General features: G+C 67.8%; 14 protein-coding genes, 1 tRNA gene and 1 pseudogene. 15 read left to right on the forward strand and 1 reads right to left on the reverse strand.

Features of this window, described 5'->3' with window-relative positions:
* Positions 1–19: 19 nt before the first annotated feature.
* Together DK389_RS34235 and DK389_RS34240 are read left to right on the forward strand one after the other, a co-directional pair.
* Positions 20–379 (forward strand): annotated as a pseudogene (locus DK389_RS34235) (catalase); the annotation flags it as partial.
* Between the two features lie 95 nt (positions 380–474).
* The gene (locus tag DK389_RS34240) at positions 475–1,002 is read left to right on the forward strand and encodes a catalase (RefSeq protein WP_236960976.1); all 528 of its coding nucleotides are present in this window, start codon (positions 475–477) and stop codon (positions 1,000–1,002) included.
* 163 nt (positions 1,003–1,165) lie between these two features.
* Here DK389_RS34240 and DK389_RS14220 read toward each other — a convergent pair.
* Positions 1,166–1,242: transfer RNA gene (locus DK389_RS14220), tRNA-Asp, on the reverse strand.
* 346 nt (positions 1,243–1,588) lie between these two features.
* On the opposite strand from DK389_RS14220, the gene DK389_RS14225 reads away from it, so the two are divergent.
* From DK389_RS14225 to DK389_RS14285, 13 genes are all read left to right on the forward strand, one after another.
* The gene (locus DK389_RS14225) at positions 1,589–1,954 is read left to right on the forward strand and encodes an NADH-quinone oxidoreductase subunit A (protein WP_109890497.1); all 366 of its coding nucleotides are present in this window, start codon (positions 1,589–1,591) and stop codon (positions 1,952–1,954) included.
* 49 nt (positions 1,955–2,003) lie between these two features.
* Positions 2,004–2,591: a NuoB/complex I 20 kDa subunit family protein gene (locus DK389_RS14230; RefSeq protein ID WP_109890499.1), complete on the forward strand. Its 588-nt coding sequence runs from the start codon at positions 2,004–2,006 to the stop codon at positions 2,589–2,591.
* Between the two features lie 12 nt (positions 2,592–2,603).
* Positions 2,604–3,251, forward strand: a complete 648-nt coding sequence (locus tag DK389_RS14235) for an NADH-quinone oxidoreductase subunit C (RefSeq protein ID WP_109890501.1) — start codon at positions 2,604–2,606, stop codon at positions 3,249–3,251.
* Positions 3,252–3,261: 10 nt separating this feature from the next.
* Positions 3,262–4,452: an NADH-quinone oxidoreductase subunit D gene (locus DK389_RS14240; RefSeq protein WP_109890503.1), complete on the forward strand. Its 1,191-nt coding sequence runs from the start codon at positions 3,262–3,264 to the stop codon at positions 4,450–4,452.
* A gap of 14 nt (positions 4,453–4,466) precedes the next feature.
* Positions 4,467–5,783: an NADH-quinone oxidoreductase subunit NuoE gene (gene nuoE / locus DK389_RS14245; protein WP_109890505.1), complete on the forward strand. Its 1,317-nt coding sequence runs from the start codon at positions 4,467–4,469 to the stop codon at positions 5,781–5,783.
* Positions 5,784–5,800: 17 nt separating this feature from the next.
* The gene (gene nuoF, locus DK389_RS14250) at positions 5,801–7,102 is read left to right on the forward strand and encodes an NADH-quinone oxidoreductase subunit NuoF (RefSeq protein ID WP_109890507.1); all 1,302 of its coding nucleotides are present in this window, start codon (positions 5,801–5,803) and stop codon (positions 7,100–7,102) included.
* Positions 7,103–7,142: 40 nt separating this feature from the next.
* Positions 7,143–9,224, forward strand: coding sequence for an NADH-quinone oxidoreductase subunit NuoG (gene nuoG, locus DK389_RS14255; RefSeq protein ID WP_109890509.1), 2,082 nt, complete (start codon positions 7,143–7,145; stop codon positions 9,222–9,224).
* A gap of 11 nt (positions 9,225–9,235) precedes the next feature.
* Positions 9,236–10,258 carry an NADH-quinone oxidoreductase subunit NuoH gene (gene nuoH / locus DK389_RS14260; protein WP_109890511.1) on the forward strand — a complete coding sequence of 341 codons (1,023 nt, stop codon included), beginning with the start codon at positions 9,236–9,238 and terminating at the stop codon, positions 10,256–10,258.
* A gap of 25 nt (positions 10,259–10,283) precedes the next feature.
* Positions 10,284–10,772 (forward strand): NADH-quinone oxidoreductase subunit NuoI, encoded by a 489-nt coding sequence (gene nuoI, locus DK389_RS14265; protein WP_109890513.1) that lies wholly within the window; start codon positions 10,284–10,286, stop codon positions 10,770–10,772.
* 123 nt (positions 10,773–10,895) lie between these two features.
* The gene (locus tag DK389_RS14270) at positions 10,896–11,516 is read left to right on the forward strand and encodes an NADH-quinone oxidoreductase subunit J (RefSeq protein WP_109890515.1); all 621 of its coding nucleotides are present in this window, start codon (positions 10,896–10,898) and stop codon (positions 11,514–11,516) included.
* 133 nt (positions 11,517–11,649) lie between these two features.
* Positions 11,650–11,955, forward strand: coding sequence for an NADH-quinone oxidoreductase subunit NuoK (gene nuoK / locus DK389_RS14275; protein WP_003598182.1), 306 nt, complete (start codon positions 11,650–11,652; stop codon positions 11,953–11,955).
* Between the two features lie 77 nt (positions 11,956–12,032).
* Complete coding sequence (gene nuoL / locus DK389_RS14280) at positions 12,033–14,144, forward strand: NADH-quinone oxidoreductase subunit L (protein ID WP_109890517.1); 2,112 nt, start codon at positions 12,033–12,035, stop codon at positions 14,142–14,144.
* Positions 14,145–14,178: 34 nt separating this feature from the next.
* On the forward strand, positions 14,179–15,699 hold the full coding sequence (locus DK389_RS14285; RefSeq protein ID WP_109890519.1) for an NADH-quinone oxidoreductase subunit M: 1,521 nt from the start codon (positions 14,179–14,181) through the stop codon (positions 15,697–15,699).
* Positions 15,700–15,708: the final 9 nt, after the last annotated feature.

Below are 15,708 nucleotides of genomic sequence, written 5' to 3' on the forward strand. Positions count from 1 at the left end.
CCATCACCGGAAGGTCCCCATGCTGCGGTCTGTCCTCCTCAGCGCCCCCATCCTCGCCAGTTGCGTCCTGGCCGGGCCGGTGTCCGCTCAGGACGCGGATCCGGGCGCGATCGTGAACGCGCTGGTCGCGGCCGGCGGCAATCAGCCGAAGGTGCGGGCGAGCGGGGCCAAGGGCGTCTGCGTCAAGGGCAGCTTCACGCCGACGGCCGAGGCCGCGGGCCTCTCGAAGGCGCCGCACTTCGCCAAGGCCGTGCCGCTGACGGCCCGTTTCTCGATGGGCGGCAGCAACCCCAAAGTGTCGGACAAGGCCAAGCCGATCACGCGAGGCTTCGCGATGCGCCTGAGCGACCCGGCCGGCGACATGGTCTTCGTCGTCATCTCGGCGCCGGTCTTCTCGACGCGGACGCCGCAGCAACTCCTTGAATTCGCGACGGTGCGCGCCCCCGGCCCGACGGAAAGCCCGACGCGGAGAGGATCAAGGCCTTCGGCGCAGCGAACCCGGAGACGACGCGCCAGGCTGCCTGGCTCAATGCACGTCCCGTCCCGGCGAGCTTCGCCGGCGTCGATTATTGGGGCGTGCATGCCTACACGCTGACCAACGCCAACGGCGATGCGACCGTCGCGAAGCTGAAATGGGTGGCGGCGGCCGGGCAACTCGGCCTGAGCGACGACGAGGCGAAGGCGAAACCCGACAGCTTCTACGCCGACGAGTTGAAGGAGCGCCTCTCTCAGGGTCCCGCACGCTTCGACCTCGTCGCCGTGCTGGCGGAAACGGGCGATACCACCAACGATCCGACCGTCGCGTGGCCCGAGGAGAACCGGAAGACGGTGAAGCTCGGCACCGTGGCGATCACCGCCTTGGAGCCGGATGCGACCTGCGATGCCGGGACCTTCGATCCGGTCGTGGACCTGCCCGAGGGCGTCGCCGGACCGGCTGACGATCCGATGTTCGCGATCCGCTCGCCCGCCTACGCCGTCTCCCTGTTCCGCCGGACGAACTGAGGCGGGACTGGCGCGCGACCGCACCGGCTTCGCTCAGCGCTGCCGCTTCTCAAAGGGGCTTGAAGGCGGTTCGCGGACCCGACGGTGCGGTTCGAACGATCGCGGCGCCCGCTCGACGAAGCGAGAGGCTGAAGCGAAGTCCGGTTCTGATGTTCGGAAAACGTGGCGCGGGCGACGGGGCTCGAACCCGCGACCTCCGGCGTGACAGGCCGGCACTCTAACCAACTGAGCTACGCCCGCGTGGCGTGGCCGCCTCATGCGGCGACGGCCGGGGTTTAGGTGCGCGGCCGGGGGCTGTCAAGCAGCCGGCGGCAGAATCACGGCCCGGCTCGCGCAGGACGGAAGATTCGCCGGACGCGCCCGGTCAGCGCCCGCGACAAGGCCTCCTGCGCCGATCTGCCATCTCCCGCGCCGTTGCTGGTATACCATGTCACGGGGGCGGAGCGTTGTGCGACGCGCAACGCTCTTGTTTCACCCGAACCGCTCGTCTAAGCCTCGCGCCGTGCGCTCTCTGGCATTGGAGAAATTCCATTCGCCGAGGATGACGGGAGCGCCCGCGGTCCCACACGAGCACGAGAGGCCTCGCATGACCGGCCTGCTGGCGGATTATCTTCCGCTCATCGTTTTCATCGGCGTGTCGCTGTTCATCGCGGTGGCGCTGCTCGTGGCGCCTTTCCTCGTGGCCTACAACAGCCCCGATCCGGAAAAGCTCTCGGCCTATGAGTGCGGCTTCAACGCCTTCGACGACGCGCGCATGAAGTTCGACGTGCGCTTCTATCTGGTCGCCATCCTGTTCATCATCTTCGACCTCGAAGTGGCCTTCCTGTTCCCCTGGGCCATCACCTTCGGGGAGCTTGGCTGGTACGGCTTCTGGTCGATGATGGTCTTCCTCGGCGTGCTGACGGTCGGCTTTGTCTACGAGTGGCGCAAGGGCGCCCTCGAGTGGGACTGAGCCGGATTTGAGAGACCAGCACCCGAGCCGCACACCCTCCGAGGCATTCATGGCCCTCACCACCGACTTCTCCCGCGCCCCCACGATCGCGCCGCAGCCCAAGGGCATCATCGATCCCGCCACCGGCCGGCCGATCGGCGAGAACGACCCGACCTTCCTGTCGATCAACAGCGAGCTCGCCGATCGCGGCTTCCTCGTCACCTCGGCGGACGAGCTGATCAACTGGGCCCGCACCGGCTCGCTGATGTGGATGACCTTCGGGCTCGCCTGCTGCGCGGTCGAGATGATGCAGATGTCGATGCCGCGCTACGATTGCGAGCGCTTCGGCTTCGCGCCCCGCGGCTCGCCGCGCCAATCCGACGTGATGATCGTGGCGGGCACGCTCACGAACAAAATGGCTCCCGCGCTCCGCAAGGTCTACGACCAGATGCCGGAGCCCCGCTACGTTATCTCGATGGGCTCCTGCGCGAACGGCGGCGGTTACTACCATTATTCCTACTCGGTGGTGCGCGGCTGCGACCGCGTCGTGCCCGTCGACATCTACGTGCCCGGCTGTCCGCCGACCGCGGAGGCGCTGCTCTACGGCGTGCTCCTGCTGCAGCGGAAGATCCGCCGCACCGGCACGATCGAGCGCTGAGGCACGGCCGCGATGACGAACGGCATCTCGATCCTTCCGCACACCCAGCCGGAGAGCGGCGACGCCGCGCTCCAGGCCCTCAGCGACCGCGTCGCGGCGGCGCTGGGCCCCGCGATCGTCGAGCGGCGCATCGCCTTCGGCGAGCTGACCCTGATCGTGCAGGCGAGCGACATCGTCTACGCGCTGACCTACCTGCGCGACGACCCGGCCTGCGCCTTCCGCTGCTTCATCGACATCTGTGGCGCCGATTATCCGGCCCGCGCGAAGCGCTTCGACGTCGTCTACCACCTGCTCTCGCTCCGGCATAACAGCCGCATCCGCGTGAAGGTTCAGACCGACGAGACGACGCCGGTCCCCTCCGTGATCGAGGTCTTCCCGGCCGCCAACTGGTACGAGCGCGAGACTTACGACCTCTACGGCATCCTGTTCTCGGGCCACCCGGACCTGCGCCGCCTCCTGACCGATTACGGTTTCGAGGGACACCCCTTGCGCAAGGACTTCCCGCTGACCGGCTTCGTCGAGGTCCGCTACGACCAGGACGAGGCGCGCGTCGTGTACGAGCCCGTGAAGCTCACCCAGGAATTCCGCAACTTCGACTTCCTGTCGCCGTGGGAGGGCACCGAGTACGTGCTCCCCGGCGACGAGAAGAAGTCGGTCTGAGGAGATCCCGATGACCGAGCACAACATCCGCAACTTCGCGATCAATTTCGGGCCGCAGCACCCGGCCGCGCACGGCGTGCTGCGCCTCGTGCTCGAGCTCGACGGCGAGATCGTCGAGCGCGTCGACCCGCATATCGGGCTCCTGCACCGGGGTACCGAGAAGCTGATCGAGTACAAGACCTACCTGCAGGCGACGCCCTATTTCGACCGGCTCGACTACGTCGCGCCGATGAACCAGGAGCACGCCTTCTGCCTCGCCATCGAGAAGCTCCTCGGGCTCGAGGTGCCGCGGCGGGCGAAGCTCATCCGGACGCTGTTCTGCGAGATCGGGCGGTTGCTCTCCCATCTCCTCAACGTCACCACGCAGGCGATGGACGTCGGCGCGCTGACGCCGCCCCTGTGGGGCTTCGAGGAGCGCGAGAAGCTGATGATCTTCTACGAGCGAGCCTCAGGCGCGCGGCTCCACGCCAATTACTTCCGGCCGGGCGGCGTGCACCAGGACCTGCCGCCGAAGCTCATCGACGACATCGAGGCCTTCTGCGAGACCTTCCCGCAGGTCGTCGACGACCTCGACAACCTCGTCATGGCCAACCGCATCTTCAAGCAGCGCAACGTCGACATCGGCATCGTGACGGTGGACGAGGCGATGCAATGGGGCTTCTCGGGCGTGATGGTGCGCGGCTCCGGCATCCCGTGGGACCTGCGCAAATCGCAGCCCTACGAGGCCTACGAGGAGATGGAGTTCGACATCCCCGTGGGGAAGAACGGCGACACCTACGATCGCCAGGTGATCCGCATGGAGGAGATGCGCGAATCCGTGCGCATCATGAAGCAGTGCATCGCCAAGCTCCGCGAGCCTGCCGGCCAGGGTCCGATCGCGGCCCTCGACGGCAAGGTGGCGCCGCCGCCGCGGCGCGAGATGAAGCGCTCGATGGAAGCGCTCATCCGCCACTTCAAGCTCTACACCGAGGGCTTCCACGTGCCGGAGGGTGAAGTCTACGCCGCCGTCGAGGCGCCCAAGGGCGAGTTCGGCGTCTATCTCGTCTCCGACGGCACCAACAAGCCCTACCGCTGCAAGATCCGCGCGCCCGGCTTCGCCCATCTCCAGGCGATGGACTGGATGTGCCGCGGCCACATGCTGGCCGACGTCTCCTGCGTGCTCGGCACGCTCGACATCGTGTTCGGCGAAGTGGACCGCTGAAGGCTATTTGAGAGATGGCAAACCGCAGACTAGCCCCCGCCGCCGAGCAGCCCGCGAGCTTCGCGTTCACCCCGGAGAACGCCGAGTGGGCGCAGGGGCAGATCGCCAAGTACCCGGAAGGCCGCCAGGCCTCCGCCGTCATCCCGCTCCTCTGGAAGGCGCAGGAGCAGAACGGCGGCTGGCTGCCCCGAGCCGCGATCGAGTCGGTCGCGGACCAGCTCGGCATGCCGCATATCCGCGTGCTCGAAGTCGCGACCTTCTACACGATGTTCGCGCTGGAGCCGGTCGGCCGCTACTGGATCCAGGTCTGCGGTACGGTGCCGTGCGATTCCTGCGGCTCCCGCGAGTTGAAGGCGATGCTGCACGAGCGGCTCGGGCCTCCCGGCCACGTGAGCCCGGACGGCAACTTCTCCTGGCTCGAGGTCGAGTGCCTCGGCGCCTGCTGCAACGCGCCGATGGCGCAGATCAACCACGACTATTTCGAGGATCTGACGCCCGAATCCCTCGGCAAGCTGATGGACGATCTCGCGGCCGGGCGCCCCGTGAAGGTGGGCTCGCAGATCGGGCGCACCTCGTCCGAGCCGCAGGGCGCGGTGAACACGCTGCAGGACCCCGGCCTCTTCGACGGTTCCCGCATCGGCGCGTGGCGCAAGCGCTTCGAGAACGGCCACGACGGCATCGCGGCCAACGACGAGGCCGCCTCCAGCGAGCATCGGGCCGCCAGCGAGCCGAAGCCGGCGAAACCCGATGCCGGCCGGCCAGTCGAGCGGCCGATCGCCGACGCGCCCGCCCAGCGTGCCGCCGAGGGTGAGACGCCCGTGAAATCCGGTGATCAGGCGGATGCGGCCGACCGGTCGCAATCGACCGCCCAGCACGGGGCAGCGAAGCCGGCTGAGCGCGCCGCCGCGGACGAGCCGGCGGCGGCCGAGGCCGGCGCGCAATCGGCCCTCAGGCGCGACGAGGTTCCGCCCCAGCCTGCCGCCTCCGGCGCGAGCGAGGGCGAGATCGCGGCCGAGGCCGAGGAGAGCCGCATCGAGGCGAAGCTCGCCGAACTGCCGAAGGACGCGAGCCCCGAGCAGAGGGCGGATGCCGTCGGCACGAGGCCCGCGGGTCTCGACGCGGCGCGGGCCGGTCAGCCCGACGCGCTGACGCGCATCAGGGGCATCGGACCCGGCAACGAGCGCCGCCTGCACGCGCTCGGTATCTACCATTTCGACCAGATCGCCGCTTGGACCCGTGACGAGATCGCCTGGGTCGGCACCTACCTCGCCTTCCCCGGCCGGATCGACCGCGAGGATTGGGTGGGGCAGGCCAAGGCGCTGAGCCGCTAGGGCAGGGGGACGTCGACATGCTCTCCGATCAGGATCGCATCTTCACCAACCTCTACGGCCTGCACTCGCCGGGCCTGGAGGCTGCCAAGCAGCGCGGGGCCTGGGACGGCACCAAGTTCCTCCTGGAAATGGGCCGCGACTGGATCATCGAGGAGATGAAGGCTTCGGGGCTGCGCGGCCGCGGCGGCGCCGGCTTCCCGACCGGGCTCAAATGGTCCTTCATGCCCAAGAAGTCCGACGGGCGCCCGCATTACCTCGTGGTCAACGCCGACGAGTCGGAGCCGGGCACCTGCAAGGACCGGGAGATCATGCGGCACGACCCGCATCTCCTGATCGAGGGCTGCATGCTCGCCTCGTTCGCGATGAACGCGCATGCCTGCTACGTCTACATCCGCGGCGAGTACGTCGCCGAGAAGCATGCCCTGCAGCGCGCCGTCGACGAGGCCTACGAGGCCCGCCTCGTCGGCCAGGACAACGTGCACGGCTACCCCTTCGACATCTACGTCCACCACGGGGCGGGCGCCTACATCTGCGGCGAGGAGACGGCGCTCATCGAGAGCCTCGAGGGCAAGAAAGGCATGCCGCGCCTCAAGCCCCCGTTCCCGGCCAATATGGGCCTCTATGGCTGCCCCACGACGGTCAACAACGTCGAGTCGATCGCGGTGGCCGGCACCATCCTGCGCCGCGGCGGCGCGTGGTTCGCGGGCCTCGGGGGCAAGAACAACACCGGCACGAAGCTGTTCTGCGTCTCCGGCCACGTCAACAAGCCCTGCAACGTCGAGGAGGAGCTCGGGATCACCTTCCGCGAGCTGATCGACAAGCATTGCGGCGGCATGCGCGGCGGCTGGGACAACCTGCTCTGCTCGATCCCCGGCGGCTCCTCGGTGCCGCTGGTGCCGGCCGAGCAGATCATCGACGCCAAGATGGACTTCGACACCCTGCGCAACCTCGGCTCCGGCCTCGGCACCGCGGCGGTGATCGTCCTCGACAGATCCACCGACATCGTCCAGGCGATCGCCCGCATCGCCTATTTCTACAAGCACGAGAGCTGCGGCCAGTGCACGCCCTGCCGCGAGGGCACGGGCTGGATGTGGCGCGTGATGCTGCGCATGGCGGAAGGGCGCGCCCAGAAGCGCGAGATCGACATGCTGTTCGACGTGACGAAGCAGATCGAGGGCCACACGATCTGCGCGCTCGGCGACGCCGCGGCCTGGCCGATCCAGGGCCTGATCCGGCACTACCGTCCCGAGATCGAGAAGCGGATCGACCGCTACAGCGCCAACCCGCACAGCGACCCCGTGCCGATGGCGGCGGAGTGATCACGCCCGCCGCGATGCAGTTCGAGACTGAGAAGCACGTATGACCAAGATCGTCGTCGACGGCACCGAGGTCGATGTCCCGGCCGAGTACACCCTGCTCCAGGCCTGCGAGGTCGCGGGCGCGGAGATCCCGCGCTTCTGCTTCCACGAGCGGCTGTCGATCGCCGGCAATTGCCGCATGTGCCTCGTGGAGCTGAAAGGCGCGCCGAAGCCGGTCGCCTCCTGCGCCTACGCGGTGAAGGATTGCCGGCCGGGCCCGAACGGCGAGCCGCCGGAGGTGCTGACGCGCTCCGGCCAGACCAAGAAGGCCCGCGAGGGGGTGATGGAGTTCCTCCTCATCAATCACCCGCTGGATTGCCCGATCTGCGACCAGGGCGGCCATTGCGACCTGCAGGATCAGGCGATGGCCTACGGCGTCGACTCGACCCGCTACGGCGAGAACAAGCGCGCCGTCGAGGAGAAGTACATCGGCCCGCTGGTGCGGACGGCCATGAACCGCTGCATCCACTGCACCCGCTGCGTGCGCTTCCTCGCGGAGGTGGCCGGCGTTCCGGATCTCGGCGCGATCGGCCGCGGCGAGGACATGGAGATCACGAGCTACCTTGAGCAGGCGATGCATTCCGAGCTGCAGGGGAACGTCGCCGACCTCTGCCCGGTGGGCGCGCTCGTGCACAAGCCGCAGAGCTACAACGTCCGCCCCTGGGAGCTGACCAAGACCGACTCGGTCGACGTGATGGACGCGGTCGGCTCGGCGATCCGCGTCGATTCCCGCGGCCGCGAGGTCATGCAGATCGAGCCGCGCGTCAACGAGGCGATCAACGAGGAGTGGATCTCCGATAAGACCCGCCACTCCGTCGACGGGTTGCGCCTGCAGCGCCTCGACCGACCGTATCTGCGCGAGAACGGGCGGCTTCGTCCCGCCACCTGGGGCGAGGCCTTCGGCGCCATCGCCGCCCGGATGAAGGGTGCGGACCCGAAGCGGGTGGGCGCCCTCGTCGGCGACCTCGCGGCCGTGGAGGAGACCTTCGCGCTGAAGGCCTTGATGACGGCACTGGGCGTGGCGAACCTCGACTGCAGGCAGGCGGGCGAGAAGCTCGATCCGGCCTGGGGCCGGGCCGCCTACACGTTCGGGCCGACCATTCCCGGCATCGAGGAGGCGGATGCGATCCTGCTCGTCGGCGCCAACCCGCGCCTCGAGGCGTCGCTCCTCAACGTCCGCATCCGCAAGCGCTGGCGCATGGGCCCGCTGCCGGTCGGACTGATCGGCGAGCCGGCGGACCTCACCTATCCCCACATCCAACTCGGCGCCGGCCCTGAGACGCTGGCCGACATCGCCGCGGGCAGGCACAGCTTCGCCGAGACGCTGAAGGCGGCCGCGAAGCCGGTCGTGATCGTGGGCATGGGCGCGCTCGCGCGCCCGGACGGCGCCGCGATCCTCGCCGCCGCCGCGGCACTGGCGAAGGATGTCGGCGCGGTGAGCCCGGAGTGGCACGGCTTCGGTGTGCTGCACACGGCGGCCGCCCGCGTCGGCGCCCTCGATCTCGGCTTCGTGCCGGGCGATGGCGGCCTCGACGTCGCCGGGATGGTCGCGCCCGGCGCCCTCGACGTGATTTTCAATCTCGGCGCCGACGAGGTCGAGATCGGCGCGGGCGCCTTCGTGGTCTACCAGGGCACCCACGGCGACCGCGGCGCCTCCCGCGCCGACGTGATCCTGCCGGGCGGCGCCTACACCGAGAAGAACGCGACCTACGTCAACCTCGAGGGCCGCGTGCAATGGGCGAACCGCTCGTCCTTCCCGCCGGGCGACGCCCGTGAGGATTGGGCGATCCTGCGCGCCCTCTCCGACGTGCTGGGCCAACGCCTGCCCTACGACTCGCTGACCGCGCTCCGCCGGGCGCTCTACGCCGACCACCCGCATCTCGCGGCGGTCGACGCGGTGGAGCCGTCCGACGCAGTCGCTGCGGTCGATACCCTGGCCGGTCTCGGCGGCACGCCCGGTCGCGAGCCGTTCCGCTCGCCGATCCTCGACTTCTACCTCACCAACCCGATCGCCCGCGCCTCGCGGGTGCTCGCCGAGTGCTCGAGCCTCGCCCGCGGGCGCGCGCTCGAGGCCGCGGAATAAGGCCCGCACCGATGACCTTCTGGGAAGTGCTCGGCACCGTCCTCCTGATCGCGCTGAAGAGCTTCGTGCTGCTCGCCGCGCTCCTCGTCTTCATCGCCTACGCGCTCTTGGCCGACCGGAAGATCTGGGCGGCCGTGCAACTGCGCCGCGGCCCGAACGTGGTCGGGCCCTGGGGCCTGCTGCAATCCTTCGCCGACCTGCTGAAGTTCGTCCTCAAGGAGCCCGTGATCCCGGCGGGCGCCAACAAGGCCATCTTCCTCCTGGCGCCCCTCGTCTTCGCGACGCTGGCGCTCGCCTCCTGGGCGGTGATCCCGCTGGCCGAGGGCTGGGCCATCGCCGACATCAACGTCGGCATCACCTACATCTTCGCGATCTCGTCGCTCGGCGTCTACGGCGTCATCATGGGTGGCTGGGCCTCGAACTCGAAATACGCCTTCCTCGGCGCGCTCCGCTCGGCCGCCCAGATGATCTCCTACGAGGTCTCCCTCGGCTTCGTGATCATCTGCGTGCTGCTCTGCGCGGGAAGCCTCAACCTCTCGCGCATCGTGATGGCGCAGGACACGAGCCTCGGCATCCTCGGCTGGTACTGGCTCTGGCTGTTCCCGATGTTCGTGGTGTTCTTCATCTCGGCGCTCGCCGAGACGAACCGCCCGCCCTTCGACCTGCCGGAGGCCGAATCCGAGCTCGTGGCCGGCTACATGGTCGAATACTCCTCCACCCCGTACCTGCTCTTCATGCTCGGCGAGTACGTGGCGATCATGACCATGTGCGCGCTCGGCACCGTGCTCTTCCTCGGCGGCTGGCTCTCGCCGATCCCGTTCGCGCCCTTCACCTGGGTGCCGGGCGTGATCTGGTTCGCGATCAAGGCGAGCTTCCTGTTCTTCATGATCGCCATGGTGAAGGCCATGGTGCCCCGCTATCGCTACGACCAGCTCATGCGGCTGGGCTGGAAGGTCTTCCTGCCGCTCTCGCTGATCTCGGTCGTCGTCGTCGCCTTCGTCCTCAAGCTCACCGGCCTCGCGCCGGGCGCCTGAGCCACAGCCAATCGGAGATCGCGCCATGAAGCTCGATCAGGTCGCCAAGGGCCTTCTGCTCAAGGAGTTCGTGTCGGGGTTCGCCCTCGCCATGAAGTACTTCTTCAAGCCCAAGGCCACGATCAACTACCCCTTCGAGATGGGCCACCGCGGCCCGCGCTTCCGGGGCGAGCATGCGCTGCGCCGCTACCCGAACGGCGAGGAGCGCTGCATCGCCTGCAAGCTCTGCGAGGCGATCTGCCCGGCCCAGGCCATCACCATCGAGGCGGGCCCCCGCCGCAACGACGGCACGCGGCGCACCACGCGCTACGACATCGACATGGTGAAGTGCATCTATTGCGGCATGTGCCAGGAGGCCTGCCCGGTGGACGCCATCGTCGAGGGGCCGAATTTCGAGTTCTCGGTCGAGACCCGCGAGGAGCTTCTCTACGACAAGGAGAAGCTGCTCCTGAACGGGGACCGCTGGGAGCGCGAGATCGCTCGCAACATCGCGATGGACGCCCCCTATCGCTAGAGCCAAACCGAAGCCCACGCTGTTGTGCCGTGCAGCAGCGGGGCCTATAGACGGGCCGCCCGCGCGACCTGATCGTTCACGAGGCAGAAGGGGCCGCGCCACGCGGCTGACGCCGACAATCCGATGACTGCAGCCGCCGCCTTCTTCTACCTGTTCGCGAGCGTCGCCATCGCCTCGGGCTTCATGGTGATCGCCTCCCGCAATCCCGTCGCCTCGGTGCTGTTCCTGATCTTGGCCTTCGTCAACGCGGCCGGTCTGTTCGTGCTGATGGGCGCCGAGTTCCTGGCCATGATTCTCGTCGTCGTCTACGTCGGCGCGGTCGCGGTGCTGTTCCTGTTCGTCGTGATGATGCTCGACGTCGACTTCGCGGAGCTGCGCCAGGGCTTCCAGCAATACCTGCCGGTCGGTGCGCTGATCGGCGCGATCTTCCTGATCGAGCTCGTCCTCGTGGTCGGCTCCTGGACGATCGATCCCGGCCTCGTCCAGGCGCCGCTCGGCAACGTCGCGGCGGGCGAGAGCTTCACGAACACCGCCGCGCTCGGCCGCGTGCTCTACACGGAATACGCTTACTTCTTCCAGATCGCGGGCCTCGTGCTCCTCGTCGCGATGATCGGCGCGATCGTGCTGACGCTGCGCGACCGGCCGGGCGTGAAGCGCCAGAACATCGCGGTCCAGAACGCTCGCACGCAGGGCATGGCCGTCGAGACCCGCAAGGTGCCCTCGCGCCAGGGCGTCGAGGTCTGAAATCCTCCCTCCCCGTGCGGGGAGGGACCGAAGGGTGGCGGCGCCGGACGAGGCTCGGCGGTGCCTCCGAAAACGATCCCCGCCTCCGCCTCCCCCGCAGGGGGAGGAGAGCAGGTCGGAGCTTGAGGAAACGATGATCGGACTGAGCCACTACCTCACGGTCGCCGCGATCCTGTTCACGCTCGGCGTGCTCGGCATCTTCATCAACCGCAAGAACGTCATCGTGATCCTGATGTCGGTGGAGCTGATCCTGCTCGCCGTGAACATCAACCTCGTGGCGTTCTCCACCCATCTCAATGACATCACGGGGCAGGTCTTCGCGCTGTTCGTCCTCACGGTCGCCGCCGCGGAGGCCGCCATCGGCCTCGCCATCCTCGTCGTGTTCTTCCGAAACCGCGGCTCCATCGCGGTCGAGGACGTGAGCATGATGAAGGGCTGACGCGAAGTCGCCGCCTGGACCCCCTTGGACTCGACGCGCGGCCGACGACGCCGCGCGAGGCCGGACGCTAGAGAACGATGTATCACGCGATCGTCTTCTTCCCCCTCATCGGCGCGCTCGTCGCCGGCCTGTTCGGCCGCTACCTCGGCGCGCGGGTCTGCGAGTACATCACCACGAGTTGCCTCGCCTTCGCGGCGCTGCTCTCCTGGGGCGTCTTCTTCGAGGGAGGCGACCACGCGACGCGCGTGCAGGTCGCGACCTGGTTCACGGCAGGCGACCTCGTCGTCGATTGGGCCTTCCGCATCGACACGTTGACCAAGGTGATGCTCGTCGTCGTCACCACGGTCTCGACCCTCGTGCACTTCTACTCCATCGGCTACATGGAGGAGGATCCGCACCGGCCGCGCTTCTTCGCTTACCTGTCGCTGTTCACCTTCGCCATGCTGATGCTGGTGACGGCCGACAACCTCGTGCAGATGTTCTTCGGCTGGGAAGGCGTCGGACTCGCCTCCTACCTGCTGATCGGCTTCTGGTACGAGAAGCCCTCCGCGAACGCCGCCGCGATGAAGGCCTTCATCGTCAACCGCGTCGGCGATTTCGGCTTCTCCCTCGGCATTTTCCTCGTCTTCGTTCTGTTCAACTCGGTCGCCTTCGACGGCATCTTCCCCCGCGTGAACGAGCTCAAGGACGCGCATTTCCACTTCCTCGGCTACGATTGGCACGCCCTGACGCTCGCCTGCCTGCTCCTGTTCATGGGCGCGATGGGCAAGTCGGCGCAGTTCCTGCTGCACACGTGGTTGCCCGACGCCATGGAGGGACCGACACCGGTCTCGGCGCTGATCCACGCCGCCACTATGGTGACGGCCGGTGTCTTCATGGTGGCGCGCCTCTCGCCGCTGTTCGAGCTCGCCCCGAACGCGCTCATCGTCGTCACGGTCATCGGCGGCATCACCGCCTTCTTCGCCGCGACCGTCGGCCTCGTGCAGAACGACATCAAGCGGGTCATCGCCTACTCGACCTGCTCGCAGCTCGGCTACATGTTCGTGGCGCTGGGCGTCGGCGCCTACTCGGTCGGCATCTTCCACCTGTTCACGCACGCCTTCTTCAAGGCGCTGCTCTTCCTCGGGGCCGGCTCGGTCATCCACGCGATGCACCACGAGCAGGACATGCGGAACATGGGGGCGTTGCGTCCCTACATCCCCTTCACCACCGCCATGATGGCGATCGGCACGCTCGCTCTGATCGGCTTCCCCTTCACGGCCGGCTACTACTCGAAGGACGCGATCATCGAGGCGGCCTACGCCTCGACGCGGCCGGGCCACACGCTGGCCTTCATGGCGACCGTGATCGCCGCCTTCTTCACCTCGTTCTATTCCTGGCGCCTGTTCTTCATGACCTTCGAGGGCCCGGCCCGCTGGGTCGACCACGGCGCGCACGGGCATGACGACCACCACGCGGCCGTCGCGCATGCGGGCGCTCACGGCCATGCCGACGCGCATCAGGCGGACGGGCTGCCCGGCCATCACGAGGGCGTCGCGCACGACGATAAGGGCCACGACGTCGAGCCCGCCTCGCACAGCGCCATCGAGCACCACGACCACCACCCGCACACGCCGCACGAGAGCCCGCTCACGATGACGATCCCGCTGGCGATCCTCGCCTTCGGGGCGTTGTTCGCCGGCCTGATCTTCAAGGACCGCTTCATCGGCGAGGGCATGGAGGCGTTCTGGGGCCACGCGCTCGCGCACGGGCCGGACAACCACATCATGCACGAGATGCATCACGTCCCGGGCTGGGTCGTGTCCTCGCCCTTCATCATGCTGGTGCTCGGCTTCCTGCTCGCCTTCTGGATGTACATCCGCCGGCCGGAACTGCCGGGCCGCCTCGCCGCGCAGCAGCCGGTCCTGTACCGGTTCCTCCTCAACAAGTGGTACTTCGACGAGATCTACGACCGCATCTTCGTGCGGCCGGCCAAGGATTTCGGCCTGTTCCTCTGGAAGGAGGGCGACGGCCGCGTCATCGACGGGATGGGCCCGAACGGCATCGCCGCCCGCGTGGTGGACGTGACTCGCGGCGTGGTCCGCCTCCAGACCGGCTACGTCTACCACTATGCCTTCGTGATGCTCGTCGGCGTCGCCGGCCTGATCAGCTGGTACCTGATGTCCGGCCTGCCGAAGGGCGGGCACTGATGGCCGTCAACGAGAAGAACGGGAACCTCCGCTGATGTTCGGCCTCGGCATCCTCTCCGGCCTGCTGATCGTGCCCCTCGCCGGCGCGGCCTTCATCCTCACGCTGAACGGCGACGAGGAGAGCGTGAAGCGCAACGCCCGCTGGGCGGCGCTCGCGACGACGATCGTCACGTTCCTCCTCTCGCTCGTGGCCTGGGGCCGCTACGACGCGACCTCGTCGAGCTTCCAACTCGTCGAGAGCCACGCATGGCTCACTGACACGATCCGCTTCAAGCTCGGCGTCGACGGCTTCTCGATGCCGCTGATCCTGCTCACGACCTTCCTGATGCCGTTCTGCATTGGCGCCTCGTGGCACGCGATCGAGAGCCGGGTGAAGGAGTACTTCGTCGCCTTCCTGGTCCTCGAGACGACCATGATCGGCGTGTTCCAGGCCCTCGACCTGGTGCTGTTCTACCTGTTCTTCGAGGCCGGCCTGATCCCGATGTTCCTGATCATCGGCATCTGGGGCGGCAAGCGGCGCATCTACGCGAGCTTCAAGTTCTTCCTCTACACGCTGCTCGGGTCGGTGCTGATGCTGCTCGCCATCATGGCGATGTACTGGCACGCCGGCACCACCGACATCCCGACGCTCCTGCAGACGCGCTTCCCGACGCAGATGCAGACCTGGCTCTGGCTCGCCTTCTTCGCCTCGTTTGCCGTGAAGATGCCGATGTGGCCGGTCCATACCTGGCTCCCCGACGCCCACGTCGAGGCGCCGACCGCGGGCTCGGTGATCCTGGCCGGCATCCTCCTGAAGATGGGCGGATACGGATTCATCCGGGTCTCGCTGCCGATGTTCCCGGACGCCTCGCAGAGCTTCGCGCCCCTCGTGTTCGCCCTCTCCGTGATCGCGATCATCTTCACCTCGCTGATCGCGATGATGCAGACCGACATCAAGAAGCTGATCGCCTACTCGTCGGTTGCCCATATGGGCTTCGTGACGCTGGGCCTCTTCACGATGAACGAGCAGGGCATCCAGGGCGCGCTGTTCCTGATGATCTCGCACGGCATCGTGTCCGGCGCGCTCTTCCTCTGCGTCGGCGTGATCTACGACCGGATGCACACCCGCGAGATCGCTGCCTATGGCGGCCTCGTGAACCGGATGCCGCTCTACGCGGTGGCCATGATGGTCTTCACGATGGCCAATGTCGGCCTGCCGGGGACGTCGGGCTTCGTCGGCGAGTTCCTGGCGATGACCGGCGCCTTCAAGGCGAATCCGACGGTCGCCTTCTTCTCGGTCTTCGGCATCATCCTGTCGGCGGGCTACGCGCTCTGGCTCTACGCCCGGGTGATCTACGGCAATCTCGAGAAGCCCTCGCTCAAGGGCATCCTCGATCTCGACAACCGCGAGAAGCTGATCCTCGCGCCGCTCGTCGCGCTGACGATCTATTACGGCGTGCACCCGGCCCCGATCCTCGACACGTTCGCGCCCTCCACCGAGGCGCTGATGGCGAGCATCAAGACCGCCCTCTCGAACACGCAGACCGCGGCCGCCGCGCTGCCCGTCGCGCGCTGAAGGCAAACG

This window comes from Methylobacterium durans, assembly GCF_003173715.1.
GTDB lineage: Bacteria > Pseudomonadota > Alphaproteobacteria > Rhizobiales > Beijerinckiaceae > Methylobacterium > Methylobacterium durans.

Coding starts and splice junctions, on each gene's coding strand:
- DK389_RS14235 (WP_109890501.1), top strand. CDS start 2,604: ATGACGAACGGCATCTCGATCCTTCCGCACACCCAGCCGGAGAGCGGC.
- nuoF (WP_109890507.1), top strand. CDS start 5,801: ATGCTCTCCGATCAGGATCGCATCTTCACCAACCTCTACGGCCTGCAC.
- nuoH (WP_109890511.1), top strand. CDS start 9,236: ATGACCTTCTGGGAAGTGCTCGGCACCGTCCTCCTGATCGCGCTGAAG.
- DK389_RS14270 (WP_109890515.1), top strand. CDS start 10,896: ATGACTGCAGCCGCCGCCTTCTTCTACCTGTTCGCGAGCGTCGCCATC.
- DK389_RS14230 (WP_109890499.1), top strand. CDS start 2,004: ATGGCCCTCACCACCGACTTCTCCCGCGCCCCCACGATCGCGCCGCAG.
- nuoL (WP_109890517.1), top strand. CDS start 12,033: ATGTATCACGCGATCGTCTTCTTCCCCCTCATCGGCGCGCTCGTCGCC.
- DK389_RS14225 (WP_109890497.1), top strand. CDS start 1,589: ATGACCGGCCTGCTGGCGGATTATCTTCCGCTCATCGTTTTCATCGGC.
- DK389_RS14285 (WP_109890519.1), top strand. CDS start 14,179: ATGTTCGGCCTCGGCATCCTCTCCGGCCTGCTGATCGTGCCCCTCGCC.
- nuoI (WP_109890513.1), top strand. CDS start 10,284: ATGAAGCTCGATCAGGTCGCCAAGGGCCTTCTGCTCAAGGAGTTCGTG.
- DK389_RS14240 (WP_109890503.1), top strand. CDS start 3,262: ATGACCGAGCACAACATCCGCAACTTCGCGATCAATTTCGGGCCGCAG.
- nuoE (WP_109890505.1), top strand. CDS start 4,467: ATGGCAAACCGCAGACTAGCCCCCGCCGCCGAGCAGCCCGCGAGCTTC.
- nuoK (WP_003598182.1), top strand. CDS start 11,650: ATGATCGGACTGAGCCACTACCTCACGGTCGCCGCGATCCTGTTCACG.
- nuoG (WP_109890509.1), top strand. CDS start 7,143: ATGACCAAGATCGTCGTCGACGGCACCGAGGTCGATGTCCCGGCCGAG.